The organism is Verrucomicrobiia bacterium (genome assembly GCA_035495615.1).
Classification (GTDB): domain Bacteria; phylum Omnitrophota; class Omnitrophia; order Omnitrophales; family Aquincolibacteriaceae; genus DATJFP01.
The window spans coordinates 1-13,029 of the sequence record DATJFP010000095.1 but is presented as its reverse complement, the minus strand read 5'-3'; the positions used below and the strand labels follow the sequence as shown (position 1 = coordinate 13,029).

General features: G+C 62.2%; 8 protein-coding genes. All 8 read right to left on the bottom strand.

Going from position 1 to position 13,029, the window contains the following annotated elements; translation table 11 throughout:
• Positions 1–866, bottom strand: an 866-nt coding sequence (locus VL688_12175; protein ID HTL48807.1) for a M48 family metallopeptidase, incomplete at its 3' end; no start/stop codon positions are given.
• A gap of 62 nt (positions 867–928) precedes the next feature.
• On the bottom strand, positions 929–3,181 hold the full coding sequence (locus tag VL688_12170; protein ID HTL48806.1) for a glutamine amidotransferase: 2,253 nt from the start codon (positions 3,179–3,181) through the stop codon (positions 929–931).
• A gap of 2 nt (positions 3,182–3,183) precedes the next feature.
• On the bottom strand, positions 3,184–6,531 hold the full coding sequence (locus VL688_12165) for a hypothetical protein (protein HTL48805.1): 3,348 nt from the start codon (positions 6,529–6,531) through the stop codon (positions 3,184–3,186).
• Positions 6,528–8,237, bottom strand: coding sequence for a hypothetical protein (locus VL688_12160; protein HTL48804.1), 1,710 nt, complete (start codon positions 8,235–8,237; stop codon positions 6,528–6,530). The genes VL688_12165 and VL688_12160 overlap by 4 nt, the downstream gene beginning before the upstream one ends.
• Position 8,238: 1 nt before the next feature.
• Positions 8,239–10,359 (bottom strand): BatA domain-containing protein, encoded by a 2,121-nt coding sequence (locus VL688_12155; protein HTL48803.1) that lies wholly within the window; start codon positions 10,357–10,359, stop codon positions 8,239–8,241.
• Entirely contained in the window at positions 10,359–11,261 is a 903-nt protein-coding gene (locus VL688_12150) for a DUF58 domain-containing protein (protein ID HTL48802.1), read from the bottom strand. The genes VL688_12155 and VL688_12150 overlap by 1 nt, the downstream gene beginning before the upstream one ends.
• Before the next feature lie 45 nt (positions 11,262–11,306).
• On the bottom strand, positions 11,307–12,386 hold the full coding sequence (locus tag VL688_12145; protein HTL48801.1) for a MoxR family ATPase: 1,080 nt from the start codon (positions 12,384–12,386) through the stop codon (positions 11,307–11,309).
• Positions 12,367–13,029: hypothetical protein (locus VL688_12140; protein HTL48800.1), on the bottom strand; the 663-nt coding region annotated here is incomplete at its 5' end. The genes VL688_12140 and VL688_12145, both read right to left, overlap by 20 nt.

Sequence of the window (13,029 nt, the reverse complement as noted above, 5' to 3'; positions counted from 1 at the left end):
CGGCGCGCCGGAGGGTAAGAAGCGGACGGCGCCGGAGCCGCATAGGCGGGCTGCACGGCATAAGCCGCGCGCGGGGCCTGCGGCTGATATGCAAGCGGCGCCATGGCCAAACCGTTCGACGGCGCGGGAAAAGAAACCGGCGCGCCTTTGGCCAACGCCTCGAGGCGCGCGATGCGCTCGGGCGTGGGCGGATGGCTCTGGAAGAAAATAAGCGTCGGGCCATTGCCCGTGATCGTGAGAAGTTTTTTCAGAAAGCGGAGCAGGCCGTCGCCGTCGTAACCCGCGCGCCGCGCCAGAAGGAATCCGATCTCGTCGGCTTCGCGCTCGTCGTCGCGGCCGTACTTGCTCAGGAAACCGCCGCCGATAATCTGCAGCGTCATGGACCGCAGCTGGGTCTCGTGCCCTTTCAATACGATTCCCGCCAGATGCTCGAGCCCGTACTGCCGCGAAATGCCCTTGGCCGGATGCCGTTCGTACGCATGGCCGATTTCGTGGCCGATCACGCCCGCCAGCTCATCGTCGTCGGAAACAAATTTGAGAAGCCCGGTGTGCACGTAGATATGGGCGCCGGGGATCGTGAAGGCGTTCGGTGTGTCGTCGTTCACCACGGAAAATTGATAATCGAAATCGCGCTGCGGAAGAGCATTCACCAGCCTGCGGCCGATGGCGCTCACACGCTCGTTCAGCGCGGAATCGGTATTGATCTGCATCTGCTTCGCGACTTCCTGCGCCATCTGGGCGCCAATCTCTTTTTCCTGGGGAATGGAGATGATGTTGAAGTCCTGGACAAACGGAGCAAGCGTGTCGCAGCCGGACGCGCCGGCGGCGGCGATTAAAAGAAAAACCAGAAAATGACGGGATTTCATAAAACTCCTGTTCCGGGGGAAGCTATTCTACCAAATGGAGACGGAGCCGCAACGGCGTTTATTCAGTCCAGGCCTTTTTTCTTCCGCAGGAGCCAGTCGGCCATGAGCAGCGCGAGAAGGGCGAGATAAAATCCCGGCCGGTTCCAGAAGGGCGCGGCATGCCGCCGGAGCTGGACCTTCCTGATTTTTTCGATGGCGGATTCCAGGCCGCCGGCATCTTCGAACGGAAGATAGACGCCATGCGTCCTGGCCGTGAGCTCTTTGAGCAGAAGGCTGTCTCCCTTTAAATGATCGGATTCGCGGCGGGATTCGTGGACCGTGAAGCGTTTTTCCGCCTCGACCGGCATGCGGTCCGGCGCGCTGTAAAAAACGCGGACGGCGTAATCGCCGGCCTCCAGGCCGTAGACGGTCCAGGATGCGGCCGCGTTTTCGAAACCGCCGCTGAACGCATGCGACGCGGCCACGGCGCCGTCTTTCGAAAGCTCCGCGCGCAGCGCAGCGCCAGGCCCCGCGTCTTCAGGCACGCGCACCCGGATTTCGATTTCTTCATGCGCCTCGGCGAGATCCGGACTGATCTGGATGTCCAGTGCCGAAGCCCGGCCCAGCACCCGGTTTTCCGTCAGCCATTTCAACGCGTTCCGCCAGAACTTGGCAAACAGCCAGCCGTGTTCGTCGTCTTTCCAGTCCTGGAACTCCGTCCCCCAGTTTGGCGTCACGTCGGAAGTAAAGGCCGCGACTTTCCCGCGTCCGTAATTCTGCACGGCCAGGATGACGCGCGGGCCGAACGTGCTTTCGTCGGCCGGATGCTGCAGGATCGCGGTGGCGCCCGGCTTCAGGCGTCCGACATAGTTGTAGCCGCCAAGCAGTGGAATGTTCGCCCACAGGTTCGCATTTTCGGACGGATCGTCCACGAGCCGAACCAGCGGATGCGCTTCAGCACCTTTGACGAGGACGGGCCGGAATTGTTTTTCCGCCTTGCCCTTGGCCGCGAGAAAAACATCCTTCTTATATTCCTCGCTGATCTCGACCGGCAGCATGGCCTCGATCTCCGTGCCCACGTAACCGCCGTCGCCAAAGGAGTCCATGCCGCCGATCATGATGAGCGCGCCGCCCTGCTCTTCCACCAGCTGGCGCGTCCAGCGCACCTGGTCGGGCGAAAGAAGCGAGCGCTTCACGTCGCTCAGCACGATCGCGTCGTACTGGAAAAAGTTTTCCCTTTTCTGCGGCAGGCCGTACAGCGGGTCTTTGATGAACGGGACCTGGTTTTTGCGCGCGAAACCGAGCAGGCTCGCCGCGAACGTCACGTCGAAGTCCGCATCAGTTTCGAGGGCTTTCTTGAAACGGTTTTCGTCTTTGTAAAAAGACTCGATGTAAAAAACACGCACGCGGCGCGGCACGACACGCAGCCAGGCGCGCGCGGAATTGTCGTCCCTCGCGCCTTCAGCGTCCAGAGGATGGAGCGCGGCCTCGACCGGATAGTCCCCGGCTTCGGGCGCCTGGATCTCCAGCTCCGCGGCACCGTCGCCCGCCTCCACCAATTTGTCCAGCACCTCTTTTTCGCCCACGCGGACCTTCAGGCTCAATTTCGTTTTCGGCTCGAGATTGGAAGTCCACCGCACCTTCGCGGGAATGATTTCGCCGGCAAAGGCGAGCGGCCGCATTTCCGGCGTAAGCATCCGCACGTTCGGGATTTCTTTTTCGGACGCTGTCTGCACCGCGATCCAGGGAAAAGAGAACTCGCCGAAAATCCTGCCCGGCTGGGGCGGCGCATCCGTGGCCGCGCCGTCGGTGAACACGATCCAGCCCAGGAGGTCCGGGTCGTTCCGGTAGCGGCTGTCGATTTCCTGGAGCGCGGCGACAAGCTGGCTGGCTTTTCCTTCCGGCTTCATTTTTCCAAGTGCTTCCGCCGGATGCAGGCCGGCGTCAAAAGTCTCGATCGTGCGGAAAAGCAGCTTCGCGTTTTTTTTCCAGGCCGCGTCCTGTTCCAGGAACGCCTGAAGCAGCGCAAAGCGCGGCGCGGCCTCGCCGGGCTCGGCAATGCCCATGCTGGCGGACGTGTCCACGAGCACGCCCATCCATTCGGCGCGGCCCCGCTGGCGGGTGTAGGGATCCAGGAGGATGAGGAAGACAAGCCCGAGCGCAAGCGCCCGCAGGACCGCCAGCGCAAGGCGCAGCCGCCGGGAAGGCTTCACGGAAAACCGGTGGAAGGCGGAGAAGAAAAAAACCGCGGCCGCGAGGGCCAGAAAAAACAGCACGGGCCCCGGCAGCGGATTCAGAAATGTTATCTCCGGGAAAAATCCCGGGCCGGATTTCATGGTTATCTTTCGGAAAGAAGCTGGTAGTAACGCGACACCATGGCCCGGTAAGCTTCGGGCACGGGCTCTTCTTCCGCGGCGCGGTACTTCTGGGATTCTTTGACTTCCCGCGAAGGCACGGGACGGATGCTGCGGATGTCTTTGAGAAGGTCCTGATAAGCGTGGGCCGCGGCTTCGTATTCGGTGTAATCCCCGCGGTTCAAAAGGTCGAGCAGCCGGTTGGCGAATTCGGAAAGCTTCTGCAGCTCGAGGAGATAGTCGTCGCTCTTGCCGAAAAATTCGATGCGGCGGCGAAGCTGCTTGAGCTGGTTCAGCAATTGTTTCTGCCGCAGCACGTAAAATTCCCACGGCACGTTGCGCGGATTCGGTTTCTTCACGGGCTTGAAGCGCTTCATCTCCTTGAGCAGGATTTTTTCCTGGAGCAGCCATTCCCGGATCGCGGCCGTGGTGTCCTGCTCGTCGAGATTCTGCAGCTGCGTTTCCTGGTCCGTCAGCTGGGATTTCAGCGGATCCTGTTCTTCGGACAGAGCCTCGCCTTCCTGTTCGAGGGGCGATTTTTCCGGAGGCTGGTTTCCTTCTTCATTTTTTGTGGCCTGAGAAGCGCGCGCTTCTTTTGTTTCCGGAGTTTTGTCCTGTTTCTCGGAAGGAGGCGCATCGCCTTTTCCGCCCGCGCCCGCAGCAGCTCCAGCGCCCGCACCCGCAGCACCGCCACCTCCGCCGCCGGAACCGCCAGCCTGACCCGCGGCACCGCCTCCTCCGCCGCCGGAACCTCCGGCCTGCCCCGCGGCACTTCCGCCCGCTCCGGAACCGCTCCAACCCGCTCCCGCCGCAGACCCCGAGGCCGCGCGCCGTGCCGCAGAAGCGCCTCCGCCTCCACCGGCTCCCGATCCCGAACCCGCAGCCGCAGCTCCCGCCCCGGAAGCCGCGCCCGCCGCGGAACCGCCGCCGCCTTTGCCGTCCGCCTTTTTTTGATTCCCTGCCCCTGCGCCGCCGGAAGAAAGTCCCGAAGCTCCGGCACTCTTGCCTTGTCCCGCTCCGGAAGCCGCTGCTTCCAAGACTGCCTTTTGCGCCGCGGCCTGATCAAGCGCTTCGCGCGCGCCTGGAGCGGAGGCGGACGAACGCGTTTCGGCGCTGCCCGAATCTCCCTGTCCCGCGCCCGCAGAAAGTCCGCCGCGGCCCAGGCCTTCGCCTCCCGCGCCGCTCTTTCCGGCTCCGTCGCCCGAGCCTTCCATATAATTAAGGGAGGAACTGCCTCCGCCGCGCGAGGCATTGCCCGCGCCCCGTCCGCCTTGTCCCGTGGATTCTCCGGAAGCGCCGCTTCCTTCCCGCGCCTCATTTCCGGCCGCACCACTCAGCCCCGCGCCGCTTTCTTTACCCGCGCTTCCCAGAACGCCCCAATCGCTGCCCGACTCTGCGGCCGCGCCGGCTCCGCCTTTCATGCCCTGTCCGCCCGAGGCCGCGCTTCCGCTGAGCCCTCCGGCGCCGCCTGTTTTCAAATCTCCCTCCGCCTTGCCGTTGCCGCTTCCGCTTCCGTCTCCGGAACGCGCGCCCTGAGCCCCCTCATCGCCGCTCTCAGAAACGCCTTGGCTTTTCTTCGCTCCGGAAACCGCCGCGCTCGAGGAAAAACCCGCGCCGCCGCCGGTGCCGTTCGACGCCTGGCCGCTTTCTCCAAGTCCCGCGGAAGCTTCATGACCTCCGAGCGTGAGCCCTTCCTTGCCGGCTTCGGCTTTCGAAGGTCCTTTGCCCTGCCCTTCGGTTCCCGCGGCAGGAGAAGAGGAAGCCCCGCCGCCCATGATTCCCTGTCCGGCGCCGCTGGCCGCAAGCCCCGCGCCTCCGGATTTTGACGCCACCGCTTTTTGCGAACCGCTTCCGATTTTCGCGCTGCTTCCGGCCTGGCTCTTCGCCGAAAAAGATTCTCCGGTACCGGTCGAGGCCTGGAGATTTCCATCTTTCGAACGCCAGAGATTTTCCGCGCCCGAAGGTTCCGGCGTTCCCGCATCCAGACTGCTGCCGCGTCCGCCCGAACCTTGCCCGTCCGAACCTGCGCTTTTTTCCGCGCCGCCTGATCCGGCTCCGGCGCCGCTGTCCGTTCCCGCGCCCTGCAGCGAATTTCCGGAGGCCGCTTCCGGGCCTGCGGCCGCCCCGCCGCCCGAAGCCGAAGCAAGCGCTTCTTGCATAGCCGCTTCTCTCGCGTCCCCCTCTCCCATCCCTCTCCCCTCAGGGGAGAGGGGAAGGGTGAGGGGATTTTTCTTTTCTTGTTTTTCGAAACTCCGTCCTTTAGTTCCCCCGCTTCCGCTGCCCGCGCCGCCGGCCTGCCCGCCGCCGCTTCCGCTTTTTTGAAAACCCGAGCTGCCTCCGCGTCCCTCGCCCGCGCCGAGATGCAGCGTCCCGGCTTCCGTCGTGTCCGCGGAATTTCCGGAAGGCCCCGCGCCCGATCCCCCCGCGCTGCCCGCGGCGCCGCTGAACGAAGCCGCGCCTTTCAAGGCTTCTCCTGCGGGCTCGCCCGTTTTAGGAAGCCCCTGGTCCGGGCCTTTGCCGGCCAGAGAACTTTTTGAGGCTCCGGATCCTGAAGCTCCGTCCGCGCCGTCTCCCGCATTGCCGGATTCTCCGGAAGGACCGCCGCCGCTTTGCTCCGTGATTTCGAGTTTCATCTTTTGCGTGGTCTTCGAAACCGCGGGATTTTCTCCCAAAGATTCCAGCGCGCCGCCGGAACCGGTCGTGGATTTTTGTTTCTGCTCGCTTTGCAGGCGGTCCTTGAAAATCTTCTGGCCGTTGTCCTGCGCTTCCATGTACGAGTCCTTGTCCGGGCTGGGTTCGGGCTCTGAGGCCTGAGTGGCCATGCTGACCACTTCGCCTTTCTCGAATTTCTGCGCCTCGTAAAACGGCTTGGTCCCGACCGTCATTTTTTTCTCGCGCGGGAACATGACGTTGTCGCCCTGCTTGTCCAGAAATGTGCCGAGCGGCGGGGTTTTGCTTTCTTCTTCGTCGCGAAGGAAGTTGATGCCCTCGACGAAGATCTGGGCGATTTCCGAAAAGAAATCCGACTGCTCGGTGAAAGCGCCGTCCACGTTGCCTTTGTTGAGCTCGGCGAGTGAGGACGCGAGCATGGCTTTCGATTCCTTCAGCCTCTCGAAGGCCTGGGGATTTTTGCGGATGTACTCCGGATGCCGCGTCTCGATATCCTTCAAGCGGTCTTCCATGCGCGTGAGCACCGCGGCCTGCTGGTCGCGGATGCGCTGGATCTCGCGAGGCACGGCCGGCGCCTGCGCAAAGCCCGAAGGCACGCAGAGCGTGAGGCCTGCAAGCACCGCGAGCGCCTTAACCGCGGGAGTTTTGCGGGAACCGCTCATAAGGCCGCCTTTTCGCCCGGGGCCGCGTCTTTGATTTCAATCGCCGCGGGCGACGAGCTCATGGACAGATAATTCCACGTGTCCCGCACCAGCGTTTCCTGGTCGGCCAGGATGTCTTCGAAAAGTTTCCGGAGCGACGGCTCCGCGGGCGGCGGCGAATTCACACGGAATTGTTCCACATAATCGCGGATCAGGAAGCTGAAAAGCGGCGAGCGGATCGTGTGGCTTTCGCCCGGATAATTGTCGCGTACCTCGAGATGGGCAAAGACCAGGTCGCGGGCGTGGAGCCCGAATTTTTCCAGTTCGAGCACGGGCCGCAGGCTCATTTTCTTCGGCTTCTTCCCTTCCGGCAGCCACTCGATGCGCTGCTCCTTGCCGCGGACGCGCAGGACCAGCGCGACGGACGCAATCCCATAATCGTCTTCGACGTTGATGACGAACGGCACTTCCTCGCTCGGGAAAACGTAGTTCTGGGCATGCGGCTCGATCACTTCAAGGTACGGCAGCATGTCGGGCAGCGCCTGGATCCACATGGAAGGCAGGTTCGCGAGCGGTTCGCCCTGCGCGCCCAGGACTTCCAGGTTCAGCATCTTGTCATTGGCCAGCTCGAAATCGGCTTCCAGGATTTTGGGCGACTTGAGTTTCAGCGGGATCTCGAAAGACTCTTCCGCGGTCATGCGTCCGGACTTCACGTCCCGGTTCATTTCCAGCTCCACGTGGAAGCGCGTGCCCGCGGGCACCGTCATCTTTTCGCCCCAGCCCTGGATCTGTTCTTCGGGCAGGCCCATGTAGTCTGGGAATCTCAGTTTCCACACCGCGCGCTTGACGACGAGCGGCTCGAACAGCTTGATGGCGTAGACCAGCGACTCGCGATGGTCGGCTTTCACGTAGTAAATGCTGGAGGCGCTGACATGCGTGAGCAGGTACTGATAACGGCCCGGGCCCGTCGTCTTCATGGGAAAAAACCGCCAGGCCATCTCCTCTTCCTGTTTGACGTAGAGCGTGACCTTCTGCGGCGTGTAGCCGGACACCGCGGCCTCGATCAGCAGGTTGCTGCCTTTGGGAATTTCGCAGTTGCCGGGCGTCACTTCCAGCGGGAAGGACGGGAGCGGCGTCCCGCGTTCCTGCGTGATCACGCGGAAAGACGACGGGATGTTGCCGTGCGTGAGAAGGCGGTAGCCCTGACGGAAAAATTCCGGCTGCACGAACGCGTGCACGGTCATGGCGAACGCAAACAGGCAGGCAAACACGCACGGCACGATCAGCTTGCCCAGCGCCGCGGCCTTGCCGAACCCGAAGCGGTCGAGCAGCGTATTCATTTCCGATTCCAGGCTCTTGACCAGCGCCCGGCTGAAGGGATGCTGCGCCTGGTTCGCATAGCCGCCCGTCATTTCCCAGAGCGTGAGCATGCGGTCGCGCAGCCTCGGGTAATGATGCTCGAGCGAAAGCGTAAGCTTGCGCGTGTTCATGCGCGCGAAAAGGCCGGTGCCGAGCGCCAGAAAGACAGGCAGGCCCAGCGCCAGGCCGAACACCGCGGCCGGCGAAACGGGAAAAACCGCGAACGCCGGATTAAGATTCAGCGCGCCCACCAGCCCGTAAAAAACGAGCAGCAGCCCGCCGAGCGTCCACAGGCCGCCTCTTGCCGCCTGCACGATCACGAGCCCGCGGCTTCTCCGTTTCAATTTTTGTTCGAGCGCGCTTTTCATCTCAAACCCACTGCGGCTGGTAAAAACGGTTGGCGACCCAGGCTTCGGCCAAAAGAAGCAGCAGCACCGCCGCGAAAAAAGGAAGATAAAAGAAATTTTTCTCCGTCAGCGACGCGGCATTTCCCGCGGGCGCGGTTCCGGGCTTCGGCGTTTCCGCCCGGGTCCCGAGCGGGTCCACGTACAGCGGGTCGGATTCGCGCACCGCGACGTTCACGGCAAACGATTTCCACACGGCGGACTCCTGCCCCATTTCAAACCATTCGTAAATGCCCGTCTTGTCGAGCACGACCGGCGGAAGCTCGCCGCGTGCGTCTGTGTAAAGCGTGGTCTGCTCGCCCAGCGGGTCTTTCACGATCACCGACGATTTGGCGGCCGCGCTTTCCCGCGCGAGCACGGCTTCATCCCCGGCCTGATAGACCGGGCCATGCGTCCAGCTTTTCTGGACCGCGTATTTCAAAAACTCGAACACAAACGGCACGAAGAGCGGCGACTTCGGAAAATCCGTCCATTCCTGGCCCAGGCTCGTCGTCCAGACAAACACTTTGCCTTTGCCCGTCTTTTTTTCCACGAGCGCGGGCCAACGGTCTTCGAACCATAGCAGGATGCGGCGGTCGTCGCCCTCGCCTTCGGCGGCAAGGTACGGCGTGAACGAAGAAAAAGGAATGCGGCCCAGATCGCCCTGCCTTCCCTGGTCGAAGATCCTCAGCATGGGATGGCCGTAATCCACGGGACGCAGATGAAACTGACGCGCGGCCCCGGGCTGTTCGGGTTCCCCCAGACGTCCGCCCAGGATTTTTTCCAGGTACGCGTCCTTGCGGTAATTGCCGCGCGCGAAACGGCTGCCGGGCGCGAAGAAAACCGTGCCGCCGCGTTTCACGTAAGACTGGAGCGAATTAAGATCCTTGGGCCCGAGGCTTTCCACGTCCGCGAGGAGCACCAGGTCGTACGGCTCCGAGTCCAGCGGCCGCAGGTCCGCGCCGCGGCTTTTCGCGATGCGGAACCATTTCTCTTCTTCTTCCGGCCCTCCGAAGCTGGAAAGCGCCAGCATCCAGTAGTAGTAAGGACTTTCGAAGGGGCGCTCGTACGTCTTGTCTTCCACCAGGAAAAACCGGAGCGGGTCATGCACGTTCGCGATCGCGTAGCGCACGTTGTCGGGCTGCAGCGCGTCCGCGGAGCTTTCGATTTTCAGCGGATAGCGTCCCGGCCCGGGAAACCGCACGCGGAAAGAAGCCCAGCCTTTTCCGTTTTCCGGCACCGCGATTTCCTGGCTTTGCACGAGAGTTCCGCCGGACCAGAGATCCAGCACGACTTTCGAGCCCGGCCTCATGCCCCAGCTGCGGTAATGCGCGCGCACCTCTTCTTCCTTGCCCGGCAAAAACGGATGATCGGGCAGGACCACGTCTTCCACGGCGAAGTTGATGTATTCGCGCGGCTCGAGCACTATGGTGTCGAGCGCGATCTTCTTTTCCTGCGCGAGAAACCGTTCGATTGCCGCGCGCTCCTCGGCGTTGGCCGCCGCGAAATCCGAAAACAGATGCACGGCCGCGGGAAGCTCCTTCTCCCGCTCCAGCACCTTGCGCAGCGCCGCGGGCAGGCCGTCGAAATCGCTCGGCAGCTCCGAGCACCAGAGGCCGTCCAGCGCAGACAGAATTTCTTTTTTGCCGCGCGAGGACGTCACGACCGGTTCGAGCTCGCGGTTGAACGCGTAAAGCGAGACCAGGTCCCCGTCCTGGATTTTCTGCTGCGCGAACGCCCGCGCCTTGTCTTTGGCCCGGTCGAAAAGGCTGCGCCCTTCCTCGAAATAATTCATGCTGTAGGAATTGTCGAGGACGAGGACGTGATGCACCTTGGGCCGTCCGTAGAGCCGCCAGCCGCTTTTCGAAAAGAACGGCATGGAAAATCCGAGGACAAGGCACGCCAGCAGCAAGAGCCGCAGGACGAGCAGCAGCATCTTTTTCCACTCGATCGTGCGCGTGGCTTTTTCCGTCAGGCTGCGCAGGAACTGCACGGAGCTGAACGGCGTTTTCTGGCTTGTCCGGGCCTTGGTGAAAAGGAGCAGGAACGGCACGGCAAGGCTGAGGAAACCGGCGAGATAAAGCGGCGCGGCGAAAAAAAGTCCCATCAGTGCATCCTCTCCCGGACCTTGAAAAATTCCGCGAGCGCCGAATCGTAAGACCGCGTGGTTTCGAGAAGCTGGTAAGAGACCTTGATCCTGCGGCACAGCGCCTTGAGCGCCTGCAGGTGCTCCTGCATTCGCCGCGTGTACTCGGCCTTCAGCAGGTTGGGCTGCAGCAGCACCTTCTGCCGCGTTTCCAGGTCCTCGAAAAAGCCGAAACGCTTGAAAGGAAAATGGATTTCTTCGGGCGTGAGCAGGTGGAAGACGATGAGCTCGCGGCCGCCGTGGAGAAAATGCTTCAGCGTCTTTTCGATCTGGTCGATCGGCTCGAGCAGGTCGGAGAAAAGCACGACAAGCCCGCGCTTTTTGATGCGGCTCGCGGCAAGGCGCGCGGTGCGGCAAAAATCCGAGACGCCTCCTTCCTTCACGGCCTTGAGCTCCTTCAGGAGAATGTTCAGCTGGCGTGAGGATGCGCTGGGCTTCACCACGCGGCGCAGCCTGTCGTCGAAAAGGATAAGGCCTACCATGTCCTTCTGCTGGAGGAGGAGATACGAAAACGCGGCGGCCAGGCAGCTCGCGTATTCGAGCTTCGTGACCGGCCCGGCCTGGCCCGAATAGCTCATGGAGCGGCTGATGTCGACGAGCAGCCAGCAGTAGAGGTTGGTTTCTTCCTGGAATTCGCGCACGAAGAAACGGTCGGAGCGGGCGAAGAGCTTCCAGTCCACGAGTTTCAGCGAATCGCCGGGATAATAATCGCGGTGGCGGCTGTATTCGTGCGAAAAGGCGTGATGCGGCCCGCGATGGCGCCCGATCAGGAAACCGTCCACGATGAGCCGCGCTTTGAGGGAAAAGTTCCGGACCGCGGCAAGCGTCTGAGGGTCCAGCATTTTCTCGGTGTTTTTTTGCATACGAAAGCTGTCCCGGACGCCCTGCGGCCGCCGGGAGAAATTATGTTAGCGTTTGGTGTTGGGATTCGCGGGGACGGTATCCAGGATTTTCTGGATGATGTCCGAGGCCTTGATGTTCTCGGCCTCCGCGGAAAAGTTCAGCTTGATCCTGTGCCGGAGGACGGACATGGCGACAGCCCGCACGTCTTCGGAGGCCACGCAGTAGCGTCCCTTGATGAGCGCACGCGCTTTCGCCGCGAGCACGATGTTGAGCGTGGCGCGCGGTCCCGCTCCCCATTCAACCGATTCGCGCACGAACGCCGGCGCCTTGGGGCCCGGACGTGTGGCCGTGACAATGTCCACGGCATAGCGCAGGCCGGCTTCGGAAATGAGCATGCCGCGCACGAGCGTCTGGAGGTTCAGGATGTCTTCCTGGCTGATGACCTTGCTGACCTTCGGCCCGTAAGCCTGCGTGAAGCGCTTGGCGATCTCCACTTCCTCGTCGTAAGTCGGATAAACGATGAACAGGTTGAACATGAACCGGTCGAGCTGCGCTTCGGGCAGCGGGTAAACGCCTTCCTGGTCGATCGGGTTCTGCGTGGCCAGCACGAAAAACGGCTCTTCGAGCGGGTAAGTATTTTTTCCCACCGTGACTTCCTTGTCCTGCATGGCCTGGAGCAGCGCCGACTGCGTCTTCGGCGACGTGCGGTTGATCTCGTCGGCGAGCAGAAAGTGCGAAAAGATGGGGCCCGGCAGGAATTTCAGCGTGCGCGCCTGAGTGTTCGGGTCGGTCTGGATGATTTCAGTCCCGAGAATGTCGGCGGGCATGAGGTCCGGCGTGAACTGCACGTGCTGGAATTTAAGATCGAGGATCTGCGCGAGCGTCTTGAAGAGCAGCGTCTTTCCGAGGCCCGGCACGCCTTCCAGCAGCACGTGGCCGCGGCAGAGCATGCCGACCAGGATCAGTTCCAGGATGTCTTTCTGCCCAACAATGACTTTCTGCAGCTCTTCCAGCGTCCGCTGGTGAAAAAGCTTCACGCGCGCGATGACTTCGGCGGCGGTCTTTTCGTCGTTCCAGTTTTCGATCTCGGCCTGCAGGATCTTCACCTTGGCAGGCGCTTTAGTTTCACTTGGCAGCGGTTTCACGATTTCCTCCCGGAACCTTGAACAGAACCTGCTGGGCCAGCCGCAGGTCGGGCATTTCGCCCTGTATTTTTTCCATGCTTTTTCTCAGCGCCTCGAGACGTTCGCTTTCGGCCGTCCCGGCAGCAGCGCTGCCCGCGGCCGCTTCCTGCACCTCGTCAGCCGGAGGCACGATGCCTTTGCCGTCACCATCCGCCTCCAGGTAAGGCTCCTCGGTCGGATAAAGGCCGTTGGTCCGGTACCACTCCATCACCTTTTGATGGGTCCGGAGGAAAACGTCCGCCAGGGAAATCTGCGCGCTTTGCGCACCCTCCCCAGGCGAAGACGAGGCCAAAAGCTCGGCGGGAAAAAATTTCAGGAACATGACCGGCAGCGCGTTGTGCTTCCGCAGCCCGTTGCCCGCGAGAATCACGCGCCCGGGCCGGCTGAATTTTTTCATCCACGCCTCGCCCTGCGGCGTGGCCAGCACCACGATCATCTGCTTCGTCTTGATGCCGTCGAGCCAGGAGATCAGGGTCTTGAAATCCACGTCCCGGCCCGGCAGGTGAAGCTTCGCGTTTTCATCATGCCCATTCGCATGGCCCGCGATGAAGACCACCACCTGCTCGCGTTCGCTTTTGCCGGCCTGGCCTTCAAAAAAGCTTTC